22 protein-coding genes are annotated in these 21,447 nt (G+C 41.9%); 9 read left to right on the top strand and 13 right to left on the bottom strand.

The genetic code is table 11. The features are described from left to right. Positions 1-38: 38 nt before the first annotated feature. From PZB74_RS02965 to PZB74_RS02940, 6 genes are all read right to left on the bottom strand, one after another. Complete coding sequence (locus PZB74_RS02965) at positions 39-1,463, bottom strand: DASH family cryptochrome (protein ID WP_302240645.1); 1,425 nt, start codon at positions 1,461-1,463, stop codon at positions 39-41. Between the two features lie 82 nt (positions 1,464-1,545). Continuing rightward, positions 1,546-2,193, bottom strand: a complete 648-nt coding sequence (nth, locus tag PZB74_RS02960) for an endonuclease III (protein WP_302240642.1) — start codon at positions 2,191-2,193, stop codon at positions 1,546-1,548. 2 nt (positions 2,194-2,195) lie between these two features. Next, positions 2,196-2,441, bottom strand: a complete 246-nt coding sequence (locus tag PZB74_RS02955) for a hypothetical protein (protein WP_302240640.1) — start codon at positions 2,439-2,441, stop codon at positions 2,196-2,198. After that, positions 2,416-3,015, bottom strand: a complete 600-nt coding sequence (locus tag PZB74_RS02950) for an RNA polymerase sigma factor (protein ID WP_302240638.1) — start codon at positions 3,013-3,015, stop codon at positions 2,416-2,418. The genes PZB74_RS02955 and PZB74_RS02950 overlap by 26 nt, the downstream gene beginning before the upstream one ends. 264 nt (positions 3,016-3,279) lie before the next feature. Further along, positions 3,280-3,930, bottom strand: coding sequence for a PKD domain-containing protein (locus PZB74_RS02945; protein ID WP_302240637.1), 651 nt, complete (start codon positions 3,928-3,930; stop codon positions 3,280-3,282). Between the two features lie 75 nt (positions 3,931-4,005). After that, positions 4,006-5,547, bottom strand: a complete 1,542-nt coding sequence (locus PZB74_RS02940; protein ID WP_302240636.1) for a hypothetical protein — start codon at positions 5,545-5,547, stop codon at positions 4,006-4,008. 179 nt (positions 5,548-5,726) lie between these two features. On the opposite strand from PZB74_RS02940, the gene uvrA reads away from it, so the two are divergent. The 3 genes from uvrA (at position 5,727) to PZB74_RS02925 (ending at position 10,075) form a co-directional block, all read left to right on the top strand. Continuing rightward, complete coding sequence (gene uvrA / locus PZB74_RS02935; protein ID WP_302240635.1) at positions 5,727-8,570, top strand: excinuclease ABC subunit UvrA; 2,844 nt, start codon at positions 5,727-5,729, stop codon at positions 8,568-8,570. Positions 8,571-8,773: 203 nt separating this feature from the next. Then, positions 8,774-9,616, top strand: coding sequence for an acetyl-CoA carboxylase, carboxyltransferase subunit beta (accD, locus tag PZB74_RS02930; protein ID WP_302240634.1), 843 nt, complete (start codon positions 8,774-8,776; stop codon positions 9,614-9,616). A 24-nt stretch (positions 9,617-9,640) separates the two neighbouring features. After that, entirely contained in the window at positions 9,641-10,075 is a 435-nt protein-coding gene (locus tag PZB74_RS02925; protein WP_302240633.1) for a TerB family tellurite resistance protein, read from the top strand. 6 nt (positions 10,076-10,081) lie between these two features. Here PZB74_RS02925 and PZB74_RS02920 read toward each other — a convergent pair whose 3' ends face one another. Both PZB74_RS02920 and PZB74_RS02915 read right to left on the bottom strand, forming a co-directional pair. Next, a complete protein-coding gene (locus PZB74_RS02920) occupies positions 10,082-11,155 on the bottom strand; it encodes a sensor histidine kinase (RefSeq protein ID WP_302240632.1) in 1,074 nt (357 codons plus the stop codon). Positions 11,156-11,237: 82 nt separating this feature from the next. Then, complete coding sequence (locus PZB74_RS02915; protein WP_367281462.1) at positions 11,238-12,284, bottom strand: proline dehydrogenase family protein; 1,047 nt, start codon at positions 12,282-12,284, stop codon at positions 11,238-11,240. 378 nt (positions 12,285-12,662) lie between these two features. Here PZB74_RS02915 and PZB74_RS02910 point away from each other — a divergent pair, with 378 nt between their 5' ends. Beyond that, positions 12,663-13,787, top strand: coding sequence for a bifunctional 3-deoxy-7-phosphoheptulonate synthase/chorismate mutase type II (locus tag PZB74_RS02910; RefSeq protein ID WP_302240630.1), 1,125 nt, complete (start codon positions 12,663-12,665; stop codon positions 13,785-13,787). 141 nt (positions 13,788-13,928) lie between these two features. Further along, positions 13,929-14,972, top strand: a complete 1,044-nt coding sequence (gene aroB, locus PZB74_RS02905; protein ID WP_302240628.1) for a 3-dehydroquinate synthase — start codon at positions 13,929-13,931, stop codon at positions 14,970-14,972. Positions 14,973-15,013: 41 nt separating this feature from the next. On the opposite strand, the gene PZB74_RS02900 is transcribed toward aroB, so the two are convergent. Next, positions 15,014-15,259, bottom strand: coding sequence for a YtxH domain-containing protein (locus tag PZB74_RS02900; protein ID WP_302240626.1), 246 nt, complete (start codon positions 15,257-15,259; stop codon positions 15,014-15,016). A 121-nt stretch (positions 15,260-15,380) separates the two neighbouring features. Between PZB74_RS02900 and PZB74_RS02895 the strand changes: the two genes are divergently transcribed. Next, positions 15,381-16,622: a 3-phosphoshikimate 1-carboxyvinyltransferase gene (locus PZB74_RS02895; RefSeq protein WP_302240625.1), complete on the top strand. Its 1,242-nt coding sequence runs from the start codon at positions 15,381-15,383 to the stop codon at positions 16,620-16,622. Here the strand turns inward: PZB74_RS02895 and PZB74_RS02890 are convergent. Both PZB74_RS02890 and PZB74_RS02885 read right to left on the bottom strand, forming a co-directional pair. Next, the gene (locus PZB74_RS02890) at positions 16,609-16,779 is read right to left on the bottom strand and encodes a hypothetical protein (protein ID WP_302240624.1); all 171 of its coding nucleotides are present in this window, start codon (positions 16,777-16,779) and stop codon (positions 16,609-16,611) included. The genes PZB74_RS02895 and PZB74_RS02890 overlap by 14 nt on opposite strands. A 110-nt stretch (positions 16,780-16,889) precedes the next feature. Continuing rightward, the gene (locus PZB74_RS02885) at positions 16,890-17,912 is read right to left on the bottom strand and encodes an SPASM domain-containing protein (protein WP_302240622.1); all 1,023 of its coding nucleotides are present in this window, start codon (positions 17,910-17,912) and stop codon (positions 16,890-16,892) included. Between the two features lie 66 nt (positions 17,913-17,978). On the opposite strand from PZB74_RS02885, the gene PZB74_RS02880 reads away from it, so the two are divergent. From PZB74_RS02880 to PZB74_RS02870, 3 genes are all read left to right on the top strand, one after another. Beyond that, positions 17,979-18,827, top strand: coding sequence for a BadF/BadG/BcrA/BcrD ATPase family protein (locus PZB74_RS02880; protein WP_302240620.1), 849 nt, complete (start codon positions 17,979-17,981; stop codon positions 18,825-18,827). Next, a complete protein-coding gene (gene murQ / locus PZB74_RS02875; RefSeq protein ID WP_302240619.1) occupies positions 18,824-19,633 on the top strand; it encodes an N-acetylmuramic acid 6-phosphate etherase in 810 nt (269 codons plus the stop codon). The genes PZB74_RS02880 and murQ overlap by 4 nt, the downstream gene beginning before the upstream one ends. Before the next feature lie 62 nt (positions 19,634-19,695). Beyond that, positions 19,696-20,268 carry a hypothetical protein gene (locus PZB74_RS02870; RefSeq protein WP_302240618.1) on the top strand — a complete coding sequence of 191 codons (573 nt, stop codon included), beginning with the start codon at positions 19,696-19,698 and terminating at the stop codon, positions 20,266-20,268. On the opposite strand, the gene PZB74_RS02865 is transcribed toward PZB74_RS02870, so the two are convergent. Together PZB74_RS02865 and PZB74_RS02860 are read right to left on the bottom strand one after the other, a co-directional pair. Then, the gene (locus tag PZB74_RS02865; protein WP_302242737.1) at positions 20,243-20,875 is read right to left on the bottom strand and encodes a SprT-like domain-containing protein; all 633 of its coding nucleotides are present in this window, start codon (positions 20,873-20,875) and stop codon (positions 20,243-20,245) included. The genes PZB74_RS02870 and PZB74_RS02865 overlap by 26 nt on opposite strands. Then, the gene (locus PZB74_RS02860) at positions 20,862-21,371 is read right to left on the bottom strand and encodes a hypothetical protein (RefSeq protein ID WP_302240617.1); all 510 of its coding nucleotides are present in this window, start codon (positions 21,369-21,371) and stop codon (positions 20,862-20,864) included. The genes PZB74_RS02865 and PZB74_RS02860 overlap by 14 nt, the downstream gene beginning before the upstream one ends. Positions 21,372-21,447: the final 76 nt, after the last annotated feature.

The raw sequence follows: 21,447 nt of genomic DNA, 5'->3' as shown, positions 1-21,447 counted from the left end.
ACAATCCTCTAAAGAGGGAGTGGTCTCTGTTATACTTCTTAGTACATCCAGCGATCAAAATTTACGATGGGGTAAGGGTAATCTGTACCTAACTTAATATTTGCTGCATCTAATGTATTACTATCTAAAAGTGCAGGGTAATGAATTTTTTTGCCTTCCAGTTCGGATAGCTCAGGAAGCCAGTGTCGCACAAATTCGCCTTGTGGATCATAGCGTTTGGCCTGGCTCATAATGTTAAAGTAGCGGTCCTCCCGAAGGTCATTGCCTACTCCCGCTACATAATTCCAGTTACCCCAATTACTACAAACATCATAGTCTATGAGTAAGCTTTCAAAGTAGGAAGCTCCCCAGGTCCAGTTAACTTTGAGGTCTTTTACTAAAAAACTAGCTACATTTTGCCTTCCACGGTTCGACATAAACCCGCTGGAGTTGATTTCTCGCATATTAGCATCTATAAAAGGTACACCAGTCTCGCCTTGCTTCCACCGGTCAAATGTAGCTAGATCGTTATAGTACTCTATTCCTTTCTCTTGTAAGCCGCTGACTCTAAATAAATGCTTGCCATATTTTTTAGCAATAAAGCGGAAGTAGTCTCTCCAGAGTAGTTCAAAAATTAACCAGTAGGTAGACTTGTTTTTTACTCGCTCCCGCTCATACTGCTTTATCTGTTTGTATACATAGCGGGGAGAAAGCGCTCCAATGGCTAACCATGCAGAAAGTTTAGAAGAGTATTCGTCTCCTAGCATACCATTTCTGGTCTCCTTGTAAGATTTGAGCAAATCTTTTTTCCATAAATAATTATCCAGACGATGAAGTGCTGCCGATTCTCCTCCCTTGTATTTAAGTGCAGCCCGTGGGTTGTAATGAGGAGTACTAAGCCCAAGTTCGTCCAGACTGGGAAGCTTACCAGTTTTTACCTCTTCAAAAGCATACATCTCATGAGGAGTAGGTAGCAGCGGACGGATTTCTGTTAGTTTTTCGGTCTCTTTACGAAAGTTTGTAAAAGTGACAGGTAGGTTTTTGATAGGCCAGGGAATATCATTAATATGAAAAAGAGTAGACTGCCACTCTAAATGCAGCGTAATACCTAATGTATGAAGTTTTTTCTCTAACTGGATTTCTACTTCCACTTCTTCGGTGGTTACCTCTTTGCTGGCATATACTATATGGGCGTTCAGTTCTTTAGCCAGTGATGGAATGATGTTTTCTGGATGGCCCTGCCTGATTATTAAGTCAGCGCCTATATCTCTAAGATTCTGACGAAGATTGGCCACTGACTCTAAGATAAATTTAGCTCTAAAAGCTCCTGTTTTGGGTAGTCCCAGGGAGGTTTCTTCGTAATGCCGAGGATCAAAACAGTAGACAGGATAAACTTTGTTCGCGCTTTTCAGGGCATTGTGCAAACATATATTATCATGCAACCTTAGATCATTCCTGAACCATACAATCGTGCTGCGGTGCATATTTTGTTTAATTTTTTAATTTTATTATTAAACAATAACACCGATATGAAGTGAAAGTTCTGTATTTGTAGAATTATGTAGCTTAAGTAGTTATATTCTTCTCGTAATATCTACAAAAATGTGTGAGCTCGCATTTGCTACATTGGGGGGTACGCGCAAGGCATACGTAGCGTCCATGAAGTATGAGCCAATGGTGGGCTTTAGCAATATATTCTTCTGGAATGTGGCGAACCAGTTGCTTCTCTACTTCAAGTGGTGTCTTTGCAGACAGCGTGACTAGGCCTAACCTCTTAGATACCCTAAACACATGCGTATCTACTGCCATGGCTGGCTGGTTAAAGATGACTGAAGAAATTACGTTAGCTGTTTTGCGGCCCACTCCCGGCAGTTTTTGCAACTGCTCTACTGTTTCTGGTACTTCGCTGCCAAAGTCATTGACCAGCATATTAGCCATACCAATCAGATGCTTAGTCTTGTTATTGGGATAAGATATGCTTTTGATAAAAGGAAAGAGTTCATCAAAAGTAGCCTGAGCTAAAAGCTCCGGTGTAGGAAAAGACTGAAAAAGAGCGGGAGTTACCATATTTACCCGCTTATCTGTACACTGAGCACTCAAAATAACAGCTACCAATAACTCAAAAGGGTTACGGTAGCTTAATTCTGTTTGAGGTTCAGGTTTTGTTTCAGCAAAATATTGAGTGAAAGCTTGAAAGCGCTCTTTTTTGTTCATTGTTACTCTGCTGCCACCTGCAGATCGCACGATCTGGAATAGTTCAAAATTTTATCAATAGAAGATTGCGAAGGGTCTTTTCTGATAGGATTGCTATCTAACGTATGCTTGCTAGAGAGCAAATCTTGATACATATCCATGAGTTCATCATCTAACAGTAAGGCTTCCTGCATTTTGTGCGCTTCATCTTCATTCATTTCATCATAAAGAAAGCGTACGAGATCATTTAGGGTAAATGTTTGGATCATAGGCTATATTATGGTTTTGCATTTTCTTCCTCAAATTGATGAGTGCATAACGCATACGGCCTAAAGCGGTATTGATACTGACTCCGGTAGCATCCGCAATCTCTTTAAAACTCATGTCCATATAATGGCGCATGGTCAGTACCTGTCTTTGTGCTTCAGGCAATTCTTTAATTAACTGTCTCAATAATGCATGCGTATCTTTCTTGATCTGCAGAGACTCCGCTGAATCTTCTGAGAAATCCAAAGTATTAAATACACTGGTACCGTCTTCCATTACTACCGTAGGATACCTTTTGTTCTTACGGAAATAATCTATAGACAGGTTGTGGGCTATACGCATAACCCAAGGCAAAAATTTTCCTTCTTCGTTGTATCTACCAGATTTAATCGTCTTTATCACCTTAATAAAGGTTTCCTGCAGTATGTCTTCTGCCACATATTCGTCTTTTACGATCAAATAAATAGTTGTAAAAACTCTTGATCTGTGACGATTAACTAACTGCTCAAATGCAGCCTCGTTTCCTTTTTTGTACAAAGAAACTAGCTTGCTGTCGCTGACTGAATACTTCTTCATTAATCCAATTGTTTAGTTAACGTAGAAGTTTATCCCATATTGCTCTCTGGTTTAAATGAAACATGAAATTAGAAAGGCACATTTTTCAAATCTAAAAAAGTAGCAAATAATATGCAAATTTTTGTTGTGCACTTGAAATAAATGAGGATTTAAGCCGAAATCTTACATATTTTACAAAAATGGAGTATTATTCACAAATTTTATTTTTTCTTCTGCTCTTTTATTTATGCAATTGTCTGCTCCATTACTTTTATTTTGGTAAGGCTAGTTAATTGTAATATCAACATTATCACTATCAGAAGCCCCTATAGGGTCAGTTACTTTTAATCTAAAGCTATAATTGCCAATTTTGTCAGGAACAAAACTAGCCATAGGCTTATCAGCATCGGTAATGCTTACTTCTGAGCCTACTGGCTTACTGGACAAAGTCCACTGGTAACTTAGTGCATCATTATTAGGGTCACTGGACTGGCTCCCATCTAAAGTTACGGTAGTGTTTAACTGTCCGGATTTATCTGGACCGGCATTAGCTACAGGAGCTTCGTTTACAGCTTCGGTAATAGTAATCGTGAGCATATCCTGAACCGGGGGGTGATTCCCATCGTCAACATTTAGTTGAATTTCGTAGGTACCCTCCATATCGGGTGTGATGGAAGCAGTAAGCTCGTTCGCATTGTTGATGTTAGCAGTGCTACCATCGGGTTGGCTTAAAAGCTTCCACAAATAGGAGAGAGAATCGCCGTCAGGGTCTGAGGAAGCTGCTGCGGACAAACTGATAGTGCCTGCCTGGTCAATAGGAAGGGTTAAATCTTCACCGGCATCAGCAAGAGGAGGAGAGCCGGGAATATCCTCTTCACTACTGCAACTATACAAACATAAAGGCAAAAGCAAGGATATCATCTTCCTGAGTTTCATACACCTAACAATCGGTTTACAAAAATTCTACTGTAAATAAGTTAAAGCTTTTTTCTCACTTTTGCCTGGCATCTTTTAAAACTTTACCTGTAATATTCCCTGTTTACCGGAGCGTTCTACAGGTACTGTAAGCAAACCGGGACTGAGCATTTTGGCAAATGCCGGAATAAGACGAGCCCGATAGTCGCTTCTGCTCATCAATGTATTTAGCTTAATATCACCACCTTTGGTAAGAGTAACTAAAGAGATATCTGTAGCATTTTTAATGCTATTATTAAACAACAGGTAATAGGCCTGCTCGTCGTAAGCAAACGCAAAGGATGTGTAAATATCTTTCTCTTCACTGGAGCGCTGATTTTTATCAATAACTTTTACCCAACTCTCTGCCTGCTCTGGGCTCACTTTTATAGCCAGTATCTTTTTATAGATATCACCCATCTCTACATCGGCGCTTACCGGGCTAAATCCGCTCAGGCTAAGCTTAGGTTTTAGCAGAGGGCCTCTTTTATACGACTCCGCAAAAAACACTAGGCTACCATCCTCTTCCAACAAAGTATTTTTTATGGTATACTCCTCTGCATAGTCTTTATCTTCTTTTTCATTGATATCTTTTAGTACCTCATTTTCAAAAGCGAAGCTTTGGGTGCTTGAACTCCCGTCTGGGCTTATTCTGATCATCATACCCCCTTCAATATCATTGCTTTGCGGATTGGCATATACTGCGGAGAGTACGGGTAGCTGATCTGGCCCTAGCTGCAAACCCATATTGATGACAAATTCTCCTTCTGTATCCAGGTTCAACATCTCAACAGTTGAAGTCTCAGGTTTGTAGTGGTACAGGCGGTATTCAAAATTGTTCGCGAGCTTTTTAAAATTATCATCTTCAAAAGCAGCCATAAGTATATATATAGAGCCATCATTAGCAAGCACATAGTCTTCTAGCAACAAATAGCTTTCTTCTTCTTCTTCCAGATCGATAATATCTGACCACTCTTCTTCCAGATTTTCGTTGAGCACTACACACTGAAAGTTAGCTACAGTTGAAGAAAAGTAGTTAAAATCAAAAAACAGAGCTATTTTATCCTGAGCAGCATTTGTTTTATGAGATAGCAATAGACCGCTACGCATTTTGCCAAACTGGTTAGAGAAGTAACTTCTGAAAGCAGAGCCTATATTGTAAGTGAAGAGGTAAGGGTAAATCTGATTGAGCTCCACTTCTTCTCCTACACTTTCCATCTTTTCATTGTAGCTATTCAAATAAATGTGGAAAAGGCCATCCTCAGACTCTTTGTTGCTATGCGAAAGCGTATGTACCTGATTTTTGAACGAAAAAGTATAGAAATAGTCGCGTGAACGATCTGCCTGTCTGATTAGCTTGGATTCTACCTCTTTTACCTCCTTACTATCGTAGTAAGAGATGACTTGCTTGTTGCCTGAGCCTCGGAGGTAATAATCATCTGCCACCCCAACGAAAAAGCCAGCTTCATCACCTCCAATCACATAAAGGTCATCATTGCTGCCAATCTTCAGGTAATCACTTATGGCGGCATCCTGGGCAAAGCTAAGGCTGGTATAAAGCATACAGCTTATAGTGAGAGTAATCTGTAGTAGTTTCATACGAATAGGTTTATGGTTTATGTATTAATGCAGGGAGTAAAAGATTTGTAAACAAAAATATGCGTAAATGAGAACCTTTCCCGCTTTTGAGCTATTGTGCAATAGAGTATTAGCATTCCTAACCAAGAAGGTAGAGAAGTGCTGTTTGATAACCATAAATATAGTACATTTGCAGGCCTATGAGTACGGCTAATGTTTCTCAATATAAAAATATAGAAGAGCTTGACCCTAAACAGTTTATACTAATAAAAGGGGCCAAGGTAAATAATCTGAAAGACCTGACCGTTGCCATACCCCGAAATAAGTTGGTGGTAGTCACGGGGCTTTCTGGTTCCGGTAAGTCATCTCTGGCTTTTGATACCCTATTTGCTGAAGGACAGCGGATGTACGTAGAAAGTTTGAGCTCTTATGCGCGGCAGTTCCTGGGCAGGATGGAAAAGCCCGAGGTAGAGTATATCAAAGGAGTATCGCCCGCTATTGCGATAGAGCAAAAGGTAAATACCCGCAACCCACGCTCTACAGTAGGAACCACCACCGAAATTTATGATTACCTGAAATTACTCTACGCTCGTATAGGTAAGACGTATTCTCCGGTAAGTGGTAAGCTGGTTACCCGCGATACAGTAAGTAGCATAGTGGACTTTATCTTTAGCCAGGAGGAAGGGACCAAGCTTATGGTGTTATGCCCGTTACATGCTAAAGAAGAGCGTCCGCTAGCCGATGAGCTCAACATACTTATGCAAAAAGGTTTTACCCGGATAATGGTAAACGATGAGGTGTTTTTTATAGAGGAAGTACTGGAGAAAAAAGCAGAAGAACTGGCCGGCGCCGATATAAAGATCATGATTGACCGGGCTTCTGTGCGTAATGATGATGAAGACCTTACCTTTAGAATAGCAGATTCTGTTCAGACGGCATTCTTTGAGGGAGAAGGTACTTGTCTGGTAGATATTGTTAGCAAAGAGGATACCAGGCGGCACCATTTTTCTGATAAGTTTGAAGAGGACGGAGTCGTATTTGAAGAGCCTAGCGTAAACCTTTTCACCTTTAACAATCCTTACGGAGCCTGCCGTACCTGTGAGGGTTTTGGTAAAGTGCTTGGCATAGATGAAGACCTGGTAGTGCCCGACAAAAGCCTCTCAGTTTACGAAGGAGCCATTGCCCCCTGGCGAAGCCACTCTATGAAAAAATGGCTGGATCCTCTGCTACGACACGGTATTGAGTTTGACTTTCCTATTCACCGACCGTACGTAGACCTGAGCGACGAGCAGAAAGCAATACTCTGGACTGGAAACCGTTATTTTAAAGGTCTGGATGCTTTTTTTAAATACCTGGAATCCAAAACGCATAAAATTCAGTATCGTGTAATGCTGTCTCGTTATCGTGGGCGTACTGTATGCCCCGAGTGTAAAGGTACCAGGCTGCGCAAAGATGCTTCCTATGTCAAGATAGGCAATACAGCTATTACTGAGCTGGTACTCATGCAGATAGAGCAGGTAATAGCGTTTTTTGAAAGCCTGCAACTGGACGAACATGATATTAAAGTATCAGATCGTATTCTTAAAGAAATAAAAAGCCGTCTGGAGTATCTAAATAAGGTGGGCCTAGGCTATCTGACTTTGAACCGTTTGACCAGTACCTTATCAGGTGGTGAGTATCAGCGCATAAAGTTAGCTACTTCTCTGGGTAGTGCCCTGGTGGGCTCTATGTATATATTGGATGAGCCAAGCATTGGGTTACACCCACGCGATACTGCCCGTCTGGTAGAAGTGCTCAAGACCCTGAGAAACCTGGGTAATACGGTAATTGTGGTAGAGCACGAAGAAGAAGTGATGCGTGCTGCCGACCAAATCATAGATATTGGTCCTGATGCTGGCTCTCATGGAGGGGAGCTTGTTTTTCAGGGAACCATTAAAGATCTGGAAAAGCAGAATGGGCATGCCAATACCCATACCTCACGCTATCTAAGTGGTATAGACAGTATTACTATTCCGGCTCGCAGGCGCAGTTTTAAGCATAAGCTGAGCATATTGGGGGCCCGCGAAAATAATCTTAAGCATATTAACGTAGATGTGCCCTTGGGAGTGCTAAGTGTGGTGACGGGGGTTAGTGGTTCAGGTAAATCTACGCTGATCAAAAGTATTCTTTACCCGGCTTTGGGCAAAATTTTTGGTACCGTAAACGAGTCTACTGGTAAGTTTGATAAGCTAGATGGCGATATCAAGCAGGTAACTCAGGTAGAGTTTGTGGACCAAAACCCTATTGGTAAGTCATCTCGCTCTAATCCGGTAACTTATGTGAAAGCTTACGATGGCATTCGTCAACTGTTCTCCGAGCAGCCACTCGCCAAGCAGAGAGGCTATAAGCCTGCCTTTTTCTCCTTTAATGTAGATGGAGGCCGTTGTGAAAATTGCCAGGGTGAGGGAGAAGTAAAAATAGAGATGCAGTTTATGGCGGATATCCACCTCACCTGCGAGGTCTGTGGAGGTAAACGCTTCAAGAAAGAGATACTGGAGATTAAGTACAAAGATAAAGATATAGCAGAAGTACTGGACATGACAGTAGATGACAGCGTAAGCTTCTTCGCGGACCAGAACACTATTGTTAATAAACTTCAGCCCCTACAGGATGTAGGCTTGGGTTATGTCAGGCTTGGGCAATCGTCCAGCTCACTTAGTGGGGGGGAAGCACAGCGAGTGAAACTGGCATCATTCTTAGGCAAAGGAAATACCACACGAAGCCAGAACGAGCATATTCTCTTTATTTTTGACGAACCTACAACGGGGCTTCACTTTCATGATATCCGCAAACTTATGGACGCTATCAATGCGCTTATAGAACAGGAAAATAGTGTAGTAATTATTGAGCATAATATGGAAGTAATTAAAAGTGCGGACTGGATAATAGATCTGGGACCTGAAGGCGGAAAGCAGGGAGGGCAGTTGATGTTTTCCGGTACGCCAGAAGAGATGATAAAATTGGAGAATAATTATACCGCACAATACTTAAAGGAGAAATTTTAATATCATAACAGCTAGTTTCTTAAGCTTTGATAATTTTTTTCGGAATAGCAAAATTCTCAATAACTTAGCGCCCCTTAAATCAGCAGTAAGTTCGGCTCATTAGCCATTTGTTATAAATAATTTTGCAAGATGCGAAGTATGCCTTATGGAGGCATGCTGTAGGCTTTACACGAAAAGCACTTTGTGCTTAAAATACAGTAAATATGGCTTGGTTCAGAAGAAAAGACAAAGGAATACAGACTCCTACAGAAGCAAAGAAAGAAGCTCCTGACGGCTTATGGTATAAAACCCCAGCTGGAAAAATTATTCATACCCGGGAGCTAAAAAATAACGCTTATGTGGTGCCTGAGGACGGCTATCATGTACGTATTGGCTCTACTGAGTATTTTGAGATCATCTTTGATGGTAATAAATTTAAGGAGCTTGATGCGGATATGGAATCTGCCGATCCCTTGACTTTTGTGGATAGTAAGCCCTACCCTAAACGTATTAAAGACTCTCAGGCTAAAACGAACCTGAAAGATGCTTTACGTTCTGCCCACGGTAAAATGAATGGGCTAGAGATAGTAGTAGCCTGTATGGACTTTAGCTTTATAGGCGGTTCTATGGGTTCTGTGGTAGGAGAGAAGATCGCACGCGCCATTGACTATGCTCTAAAGCATAAGCTACCTTTTCTGATGATCTCCAAGTCTGGAGGGGCCCGTATGATGGAAGCCGGATTCTCTTTGATGCAGATGGCTAAAACTTCGGCTAAGTTAGCATTGCTTTCTGAGGCTAAACTACCCTACATTTCTTTACTTACTGACCCGACTACGGGCGGAGTAACAGCTTCATTTGCTATGTTAGGTGACTTTAATATTGCGGAGCCTGGCGCGCTGATTGGCTTTGCCGGTCCTCGTGTTATAGAGCAGACAATAGGAAAAAGCTTGCCAAAGGGCTTTCAAAGCTCTGAGTTTGTATTAGAGCATGGTTTTCTGGACTTTATCGTAGATCGCAGAAACCTGAAAGCAGAGTTAACTACTCTGCTCAAAATGCTGGAAAAATAATACACGACAACAAAATTTTTTGATATGAGCCTTTGGAATCTTTTTAGCCCCAGCAAGCGTGCCCGTGAAGATGATTTTATCCGTCAGCTATTTCATCTGGCTTTGGCAGATGGTGATCTGGACAAGGTAGAGATGGAATACATTCACATGATAGGGAATAAACTGGGGCTAGAAAGAGAAAGGGTGAATGAACTTAGGGAACAGTATGCAGAAGAAGATATTCGCTATTTGCGTCCCCCTTCCGGAGAAAGCTTCTTTTCTCTTTTTTACATGATTAACCTTATACTTGTAGATCATGAAATTCATGATAAAGAACTTCAGATTGCCAAGCAGATGGTGCTCAAGCTAGGATATACTCCAGATACTGTAGATATTATCCTAAACACTATTCGCCAAAATCAGGCAAATAACATCTCGGTAGAAGAAACCTACGAGCACCTGAAAGACCGCCTTTCCTAGGCCATTTTAAGAGGCTGTATATTCGCTAGGTAAGAAAAAATAAAAGTTACTTCCCTTGCCATAGGTGCTGCTGAAACCGATTTCTCCCTGGTGAGCTTCTATAATTTTGCGTACTATAGCCAGTCCCAAACCACTGGAGCGTTCTCCGCCAGTAGGTATATTCTGTGCTTTTTCAAAGGGACGAAAAATCTTATCCTTATCCTGCTCCCTAATTCCCATGCCCTGGTCTACAATTTCAGTTTTCACGTATTTATCTTGCAGGCTTATTTTTACAAATACTTCTTTCTGTGGTAGAGAATACTTAAGGGCATTAGTTAGTAGATTATTAAGCACCTGGCCCAGATAAGAGCGGTCAAACGATAGCTCAATCTGTTCTTCGCTGCATTGCAGACTAATCTGCTGCTCTTTCTTGTCGGCAATCAGTTGATTTACTTCAATAATCTCATGCACAAACTCCAGATAGTTCTGCTGAGACTTAGTAATTTTTAAAGTTCCGGCTTCTATCTGAGCCACATCCAACAAATTATCCAGCAGGCTTAGGGCATTATAACTTATCTTATTAATCAGGCCAATAAATTCACGCTGTGTTTTATTAAGGTTAGTACTACTTTTATTGTCCAGTACAAGATCGGACAGATTGTAAATATTACCGATAGGGCTACGTAGGTCATGAGCTGCAATTCCTATATACTTATTCTTTTCTACGTTAAGCTTATACAACTCTTCGTTCATCTGCTTGAGTTTCTGCTGTTCGTTTACTAGTTTTTTTACAAAAAAAGCAATTGCAAAAAAGATTATCGCCCGAACCAGCGAGTTCCAGTACAATATTAAGAAGTTGGAGTAGGGTTGCCCAGTGGTAAATTCTACAAAAAACCATGCAATACTACAGACCAAAGCAATACTTAAGGCAGTAGTATGACTAGTTTCCTTACGTGAGGCTATAAAATAGATAGGCATCATGTAAAGAATGGAAGTAGAAAGTTCATAGCCTGTTCTGTAGTCAATGACTGCGATACAAGCGACTAAAATGTAAGCCAGCACAATAGCGCCGGTCTTGCTATGAAAAAGCTTAGTTAGCATATAGTGTAAACTTCCTCGTATGATACAATACCTAAACGAAAAATAATACCGAGGAAGTATTGCAGAAAATAATATGCCAATATTAATTCTCAGCCTTCCTTCTCTGCAATTCGCTCTTTACCAGCCTGAATTCTCTGCTACTCTGCCCCGCTACCGATGTGTTTTCTTCCGCCCTCCTGAAGAGGTAGGGCATTACTGCTTGTATAGGTCCATAAGGAACATACTTAGTAACATTGTAGCCTGCTTTGGCCAGGTTAAACGAGATGTTATCACTCATTCCAAAGAGCTGAGAGAAATATACTCTGGTATCATTAGGCGCCATACCATGTTTTTGCATCAGCAGTACCAGGTACTGGTTGCTGTACTCGTTATGTGAGCCAGATACTAAAGTAATTCTTTGTTTGTTGTTGATACAAAAGCGTAGGGCCTGATTGTAATCGTCATCAGTAGCTTCTTTATTAGGCTGTATGGGGTCCGGATACCCCAATTCCTGAGCACGTTCGCGTTCTTTTTCCATATAGGCTCCTCTTACCAGCTTTACACCCAGATAGTACTGGTGGGCCACCGCTTTTTGAAACGCATGCTTTAGCAGGCCAAGCATATCTTTGCGGTACATCTGATAAGTATTGATTACTGTTACACTCTTTTTGTTGTACTTAGCCATCATACTTTCTGCTATGTCATCAATAACATCCTGTATCCAGCTTTCCTCACCATCTATTAGTATACCTACGCCTGACTCATAGGCTGACAGGCACAGGGTTTCTACCCGCTCTTGCACCCTCTCAAATGCCGCCTGTTCTTTGGAGCTAAGCTTTTCTTTGGCCTGTACTTTTTGCAGAAGACGTACATCTCCTAAGCCGGATACTTTAAAAACGCAGTAGAGGAGGTTTTCAGACTTTGATGCTTTGCTGATAGCAGCCAGCAACTCATTTTTTACTTTCTCAAAACCTTTTTCTGTCTTCTCTCCCTCAGCGGAGTAATCTAATATTGTTTTTACATGATAAGCAGCCAGCATCTGGATAGTAGGCTCGCACTGCTCCAGGCTTTCTCCTCCGCAAAATTGTTTGAAAATGGTTTTACGCAATATACCGTGGATGGGAAGCTTTAATTTTAAAGCGGTTTTCACCAATTTTGTCCCTACTTTTGTAAGTAGGGGTGAATTAATGGCAGAAAATATAAGGTAAGTCTTCCTCAGTTCCTTATCCGACTTATAGGAAAACGCGACCTTGGTGTTATCTAATGAAACTTGTTGTACGGCAATCATACGATGCTTTAATTTATCTAATGAAAGCATGAGTATTGCTCGCTAAGAGTTTGTAGATCTTCCTGGCAATTATTTTCATGCTTGTGCTGTTACCCTAACTATAAAACAGACTTAAATTGTTTAATTGAAAATGGATGCGCAATTAGCATTCATCAAATTTTAGGCAAATTAAATGCTGAAAATTTCAAGATGATCAGTTTTTGAAGAATATTTTTCAAGACTGATAAAATACCATACATAATGAACATAGAAAGTATCGATTCATGGAATGCCGGAAGCTCGCATCCGCTTATAATTGCGGGGCCGTGTAGTGCAGAGACTGAGGAGCAACTCTATGAGACTGCCAAAGCTGTAAAAGCACAGGGCGTTTCGGTAATCAGAGCCGGAGTCTGGAAACCTCGTACCCGCCCCAATACCTTTGAAGGGGTAGGACAGGAAGCTTTGCAGTGGATTAGTGACATTAAAAAAGAGCTCAACGTACAGTTTGCGGTAGAAGTAGCAAATGCAATGCACGTAGAGGAAGCACTTCATTTTGGTATTGATATTCTATGGATTGGTGCGCGTAGTACAGTTAGCCCTTTTATTGTACAGGAGATTGCCGACGCGCTTAAAGGAGTAGACATACCGGTACTGGTTAAAAATCCTATTAACCCTGATCTCGCACTTTGGATAGGTGCATTGGAAAGGCTAAGCCAGGCAGGCGTAAACAAGCTGGGAGCGATACACCGTGGATTCTCTACCCACCAAAAGACCCGCTACAGAAATGTGCCTATGTGGCAGATTCCTATTGAGCTAAAGCGCCAGTATCCTGACTTGCCTATCATCTGTGACCCCAGCCATATTGCGGGTAAGAGAGAAATGGTAGCCGAAATATCGCAGGTAGCGATGGACGTTAATTTTGATGGTCTTATTATAGAAACCCATCGTGATCCTGAGCAAGCTTGGAGTGATGCACGTCAGCAGGTAACACCCGACTCTTTGGGAGAACTGATGAGCAAATTACAAATTAGAAAATCATCCTCTGAAGATATTGAATTTATTACCCATCTGGAAGAACTACGTACCCAGATAGACCATGCTGACCGTGAGATGGTAGAAGTGTTGGCCCAGCGTATGCAATTGGTAGAGCAGATCGGCGCCTGGAAAAAGAAAAATAACGTAGCGGCCTTTCAACTAGACCGCTGGAACGAAGTGTTCCGCTCTCGTAAAGAGTGGGCAGAGTCTTTACAGCTGCGTGAGAAGTTTATCACTGAACTATTTAACCTGCTGCATGTAGAGTCTATTAAAAAGCAGACAGAGGTAATGGATAAGCTGGAAAGTGAAGGCGAAAACAAGACTGAATTTGGTCTTCGTGTTGAAAAATAATCTCTATTTACAATAAATTGTAAGGCTGAAGGTAATCTAGACTTTCAGCCTTTGTTTTATGTATAGTCTGGCTCATTTTACTTTAGTTTGTAAGTCAAAGTATGCTATTAATTTTTACTGATAATAATTTTTGAACAGCCCATGCCTGCAAAGAACGTAACACTTACCTCAAATATTGATGCCACCTTAAAAGAGTTTTTTGCCCAGCATACCTATAGCCTGATTGGAGTGTTGGTAGACGAAAATACTAAAGAACACTGCTATCCCATTATCAAAGACAACTTGCCTGAGCACGAGCTATGCCAAATCCCTAGCGGAGAGTTAAACAAAAACCTCTCAACCTGCTCTGACATCTGGGAATGGATGACTAAAGCACATTTCGACCGCAAGGCCCTGCTAGTTAACCTGGGGGGAGGAGTTATAGGTGATATGGGAGGGTTTTGTGCAGCTACTTATAAAAGGGGCATAGACTTTATTAACCTGCCAACCACATTGCTCGCCCAGGTAGATGCATCGGTAGGAGGAAAGTTGGGTATAGATTTTCAAGCTTACAAAAATCATATTGGGTTGTTTCAGGAGCCTCAGCAGGTAATAGTATACCCACAGTTTATCTATACTTTGCCTAAAGAGGAGATACGGTCTGGTTTTGCCGAAGTAATAAAACACAGCCTTATACAAGATGCCTTGTATTGGCCTAAACTTAAAGAGGCTGGTGTAGCTCCTGACGACTGGACTGCGCATATTGACCACTCCATCAAAATAAAGGCGGGTGTGGTAGATGCAGACTTTAAAGAAGGTGGACTGCGCAAAATTTTAAACTACGGCCACACCATAGGCCATGCTATTGAAAGCTATTTTCTGGAAACTGAGCGTAGACTGCTTCATGGTGAAGCAATTGCTATCGGTATGGTTGCTGAAGGTATACTTTCGGTAAAGTACAGTGGTATGCCTCAGGCAGAAGCGGACGAGATGAGCCAGTTTCTGCTGGATACATATGGCTATCATGAGATCAGCGAGCAAGAGGAAGCAGATATAATAGGCTTAACACATCAAGACAAAAAAAACGAAAAAGGGGTAATTAAATGTACCTTGCTGGAGCGAATAGGCAAAGCAACATATGACATTAATATTAGTGCGCAGGACGTGGCCGAAGGACTGGCCTATTATAGAAGCTTTAAAAAGTAAAAGCCTCAAAAGAGGCTTTTTATTAGTTTTCTCTTAATTACTTAAAGAGATTCATTTATCTTTTTATTATACTTTTCTATTTCCTCAACAGCATTGTCAGCCAGGCTTTTTATTCTTTCAGCACTGTCTTCCCAGGCATCTTCCAGGTCATCTATCAAATCTTTGGCAGATCTGTTGAGCTTGTCACGGGTTTTGTCACCGCTTTCAGGGGCAAGTAATAATCCGGCAATTGCGCCAGCGGCAGCGCCTACTAAAAGTGCAGCGAGTACTTTACCAGAGTTGTCCATATGTGTAGTGTTAAAGTGTAAAAAATTAGGTGAAGTTGTTCTAACTTACGAAAAAAAAACGCAATTGTTTTAAAGAGGCTTTTCAGATGCTAACTTTAAGGCAATATCAATAAATAAGAAAGTGGGAGATAAAATTATCAAATTATCCAGGCTTAATCAGCCCATACATACCAGTATACAACTCGCCTCGTCTAAAAGCGAAAGCAACCGTTCTCTGATTATTCAGGCCCTTTCTAAAGAAGCTATTAAGCTGCATAACCTTTCAGAAGCTCGGGATACGCAGACCATGATGCGCCTGCTTAAATCTGAAGAACAGGAGCTTAATGTGTTAGACGCGGGCACTACCATGCGCTTTCTGCTGGCGTATTGTTCTGTCGCACGTCCGGGTAGAGTTCTCAGAGGAACTCCTCGCATGCACGAGCGCCCTGTTAAACTCCTTGTGGACGCCCTAAGTCAGCTAGGTGCCAGTGTGCAGTATTTGCAAAACGAAGGTTACCCTCCGGTGCAGGTAGATGGCCTCACTGAGGGACAGAAGCAGGCAGAGGTTAGTATTCGTGGAGATGTGAGCAGCCAGTACATATCTGCTCTTTTAATGATCGCCCCTACACTTCCCAAAGGCCTTAAGCTTACGCTAGAAGGTAAGGTGGGTAGCCGCCCATATATTGCCATGACCTTAGGGCTTATGCGTCGCTTTGGTATTCAGTATGATTGGAATGAAAATATTATTACAATAGCTCCTCAGGAGTATAAGGCAGGAAGCTATACCATAGAGTCAGACTGGTCTGGAGCTAGCTACTGGTATAGCCTGATCGCTCTAGCAGATAATGCCGAGGTAAAGTTATTAGGGCTTAGAAAAGACTCTCTGCAAGGTGATATCGCTATTGTTGAAATTATGGATAAGCTGGGAGTAAGCTCCACTTTTGATAGCGAAGGTGTATTGCTACAAAAGAAAGAAGCGGTAGAAGAGCTGGCTTATGATTTCACCCACTGCCCTGACCTGGCGCAGACAGTAGCAGTTACCTGTGCGGCCAAAGGTATACCTTGCACTATGATGGGGCTGGAGAGCCTTTACATCAAAGAGACTGACCGTGTGGCTGCGTTGAGAGAGGAGCTGAGCAAAATAGGAGCAAGCCTGCTGGAAGATGAAGATACCTGGGAGCTAAAGCCCGGTGTTAATCCTAAAGAAATAGATCAGGTACAAATTGATACCTACGAAGACCACCGCATGGCGATGGCCTTTGCGCCCTTAGCAGCACTTATGGATGTAGTTATTGAAGATCCGGATGTAGTTGTAAAATCTTATCCGGGATTCTGGGTTGATCTGGCAAAAGCTGGCTTACACCAGGAAATTACAGAAGTTTAGCATCAGTACTACCTTCTGTAGTAAGCTGAACCTGCACTGTTTGTTCTTGGTGAATGTTGTTTTCCTGAGAATAAGCAGGGCAGGATTTGTAAGTAGAGCAGCTAGCAGCTAGGCTAATAATAAACAGGGCGGCAAATCCGGTTTTTAATAGTCTCATGATTATTGTTTGTGGTGTTTTGTACTGGTAAGTAAGACTTTGTTTCAATGTAATAAAAAAATAAACGACAAAAAGTTTCTTTTCGTGCGTTTATTGATTCTATACAAAGCTTATGCCCAAACTTTAGTTCCTTCGGTACAATTTTTACACATTTCTATCTCGCTGCGAGAGCGTAATAAACTTTCTCTAAATTTTTGGTAAGCTTTACTTTGCCAGATACTGCTAAAGCTATCTTCTTGCATGCTTCCTAGCTGGTGGTGAGCGTCTTTATCAAAACAGCAGGGAACTACTTTTCCGTCCCAGGTCATAACACAGGAGTGCCACATCTTCCAGCAGTGGTTAAGCATTTTATTTTTAATAGCATAAGTGCCATCAGCCAGCTTACGGTAGCGTGCATATTTTTCCTGTTTGGGTATTAGAGGAGAGCCCTGCTGGTAGTCATAAATTTGGGCGGTTTTAAAGCCTACCGTGTCTACCCCTAAACTGGCGGCTAGTTCCTGCACATCTTTTATCTGATGTTCGTTAGGGCCAACTACCAAAAATTGAAAAACAACATAGGGAGTCTTTGATTTAAGCTTCTTTTTCCAGCGGATAATATTCTTTGTGCCTTCCAGTACTTTATCCAAATGCCCCCCTCTGCGGTAGGCCTGATATGTCTCCTGAGTGGTGCCATCAATAGAAATTATCAGCCTGTCTAACCCTGACTCTACTGTTTTTTTTGCGTTTTCATCATTAAGGTAATGCGCGTTGGTAGATGTGGCAGTATAAATTCCCCTGGCAGAAGCGTACTCAACCCAGTTAAGAAACTGAGGGTGCAGATAAGGTTCTCCCTGAAAGTAGAAGAGCAGGTAGCAGAGTGTATCTTTAAGTTCGTCTATCGTTTTTCTAAAGATATTTTCTTGCAGCATACCTGTAGGGCGTGAAAAAGACCGTAGCCCGCTAGGGCATTCTGGGCAGCGCAAGTTGCAGGCGGTAGTGGGTTCTATAGATAGGCTAATAGGTAAACCTGAGTGCTGAGCTTTTCCACTAAGCCTTGACAAAAAGTAGCTTCCTGCCACCCTGAGCGCGTTAGTGCTGCGTTTAAGGCTAAGCTTGGAAACAAAATTAAGACTGTCCTGCAGATTGATTTGCATTGTATCACTGATTTAAGTCGGAAAGTTATAATTTTACCCCACAAATAAGAATATAAACTAACACAGATGATATTAATAGCAGACAGCGGGTCTACTAAAACTGACTGGCGGGTAATAGGAGATGATGGAAAAATAACCCAGGCACGTACTGTGGGGCTTAATCCATTTATGACCAGCCACGATAAAATGGTAGAAGTTCTTAAAGATGAGCTTTATCCCCAACTGGAAGCTAATATCCGTGAGGTTTATTTCTATGGTGCTGGTTGCGCTACCGACTCTTCCTGTGCTAAAGTACAAAATGCTCTGGCGTTGGTTTTTAAAGGTGCAGAAATAGAGGTAGATAACGATCAGTTGGGAGCAGCGCGTGCGCTTTGTGGTAGCGAGCCCGGTATTGCCTGTATATTAGGTACAGGGTCTAATACCTGTCTCTACAATGGTAAGCAGATTATAGATAATATTCCTCCTCTCGGCTATGTGCTGGGAGACGAAGGAAGCGGTAATCATATAGGTAAAGAATTGCTCAATCGCTATTTCCGCCGGGAGTTGCCAACTGCGATTTCCGAGCGACTGGAGAAGCGCTTTGATGTTAGCAAAGAAAATGTACTGGATAAAGTTTACCACGATCCTTTTGCTAACCGATATCTGGCAGGCTTCGCTAAATTTGTATTCCAGAACCTCAAAGATCCTTATATGACTCGCATGGTCTATGATATTTTTGCGCATTTCTTTAACAAGACTATTGCCCGATACGAGAATTACGAAGAATATAAAATTCATTTTACCGGCTCCATCGCTTTCTATTTTGGCAACCTGCTTCGTCAGGTAGCTAATGACAAAGGGCTGAGAGTGTTTAACATATTAGAAACACCTATTGCCGGATTAACTTTATTTCACCAAGAAGCACTTAAATCATGAGCACAACTGAATCCTCCTCACTTTATAACGATCTGGAAAAAATGCCTACCCGTGAGTTACTGGCGGGTATTAACAACGAAGACAAAAAAGTAGCCTATGCGGTAGAGAAAGTGATTCCGCAAATAGAAAAATTAGTAGAGGGCATTGTAGCCCGAATGAAGCAGGGCGGACGTCTTTTTTACATTGGAGCAGGTACCAGCGGACGTTTAGGTGTAGTTGATGCCTCAGAGTGTCCTCCTACTTATGGAGTACCACACGACTGGGTTATTGGTATTATGGCGGGTGGTGATGATGCCATGCGCAAAGCCGTAGAGTTTGCGGAAGATGACCCTGAGCAAGCATGGAAAGACCTACAGGCTTTTAATATCAACAATAAAGATACGCTCATAGGTATTGCTGCATCAGGTCGTACGCCTTACGTAATAGGAGGGGTAAAAAAGGCGCGTGAACAGGGGATACTTACCGGCTGTATCACGTGTAATGCGGAGAGTGCCCTGGCTGAAGCCGCAGAAATTCCGGTAGAAGTTGTAGTAGGGCCAGAGTTTGTAACCGGTAGCACCCGAATGAAGGCCGGTACTGCCCAGAAACTAGTGCTCAATATGATCTCTACCGCTACCATGATTGGCCTGGGCAGGGTAAAAGGCAACCGTATGATAGATATGCAATTAAGTAATAATAAACTGGTAGATAGGGGAACGAGAATGCTGATGGAAGAGTTAAATGTGGACAGGGAAAAAGCAGAAGCTTTGCTGAAAAAACATGGCTCTGTACGTCAGGCTCTGGCGGCTGAAAAACATGATTTTTAGACATTGAACTGACTTCACTTTCCTGGAGCTTCCATACACCTAACTGCTAACACAGGAAAGCTATGCACAATATTGAGCCTTTCTACAACTGGCATAAATACTACAATCCGTCGGAAGATGAGCAATCGCCTTTCTTCGGTAAAGAATATAATTACGAACTGTATACCAATACCGTTTATGGCTATTACATAGACCCTGCCTGGGATTTTATGGGCTCAGAGACACTTTACATTAAAATCCTTTTTGCCGATTACCAGAGAAGGTTTTGTGTAATAGAATTGATAGGCGAATGGAATGATGCCCTGTATAATGACATCATGCACCTGAAAAGGAATATCATAGACCATCTGACCAAGCGGGGCATCAATCAGTTTATACTTGTTGGCGAGAATATTCTCAACTTTCATGGTTCAGATGATTGCTATTACGAAGAATGGTTTGAAGATGTGGAAGATGGTTGGATTGCGGCAGTAGGCTTTCGCGATTTTGTGCTAGAGGAGATGACGGTCTTTAATATTGACTCTTATATCAACTATGGCGGTAGCTTGCAGATAGATAACTGGCGTACGCTGAAGCCACTTCAGTTTTATGAGTTGGTAAGCTCTCTGATTATACGCCGCCTGTCTCTTCCCTGAGCAACCTAACACGGGCAATTTCTGATACCAGATAGCGCTTACCGCTTTTTACATCGCGGCACAAAGCCCTGGTACGCCTGACAGACTCCTTTACAAAAGTCATCTCTCTAAACTGAAACTTCTGCTCTGGCTGTACCAGTGAGAGGGGGACGCTGCCATCCTGCTGGTCGTACTGCTGTAGGGCCAGCGAAAGCTTCTGATCAGAGCCACTGGCCGCCTTAGGGTTGCGCATATAATTTTGCAATGGGGGCAATACATCCTCAGGAAAAACATCGTTTGTAAGCAAAGGCTGCATCAATTGTCTAAAGCTTGCCTTCCACTCCTTACCGTGAGGCGCTATTTTAAACCCATGCTGCTGAAAGGCAAGTAGATGAGCGATCTCATGAATATAAGTAATTAAAAAAGCGTAGCGGTTGAGCGTAGCATTAAGTGTAATAATATGAGTGCCTTTGCCTTTATGATATCGGTAGTCGCCTAGCTTAGAAAGTCTTTTAGGTGTAATTTGCAGGCTAAAAGGGTACTTCAGCCAAAGCTCCAGGCAGTAAGGCTGCGCAGCATTAGGCACATGCCGGTTAAGTACTGTCGTAATTTTACTATTGGAGCTCATCAAAATTTTTATCGCTTCTAAGCCATTCTTCCTCTTCTTCGTTCAGCTTTACATCTTTGACAATACGCTGATGCGTAGGTCTGTTGAGCGAAAATACTACCAGTGCAATGGCATACAAGCCAGCAAACAGCTGTTCTCCACTAAAGTACATACCTACCACGGCCAGAAAATTGGCAAGACTCAGCAGGGCATATTTGTATAGCGAGACTTCATAAAAAGTACGAAGCTTTTCCTGAAACTTTTGTGGCTGACGCTTTTGCAGCTCCTTTTTATAGATGTTATAAGCAAAGTACAGACTGGCCACAATGGAGATTGGCAGCACAATATGCAGTAATATTTCCATTCGCTGGGTAGCTTGCAAACCGCCCTGGCCTTCATACTGCAAATAAATTAGTACAAAAAAGATAAGAGGAATGCCTACCATCAGATAAAACACCATAATAAGGGTGTTGAAATATTCATAAGCATTGCTTAAAAAATGTCTTTTTTTTGGCATAAGCGAAAATAGGTGCGCTACTGTTGCTGATAATTACCGCTACAAACAATATAATGCGGTAGTTTGTATTATATTT

Origin of the sequence: Porifericola rhodea (assembly GCF_030506305.1) — a bacterium.
Taxonomy (GTDB): Bacteria; Bacteroidota; Bacteroidia; order Cytophagales; family Cyclobacteriaceae; genus Catalinimonas; species Catalinimonas rhodea.
The sequence above is the reverse complement of the archived record's forward strand: the minus strand, read 5'-3'. Positions and strand labels throughout refer to the sequence as shown.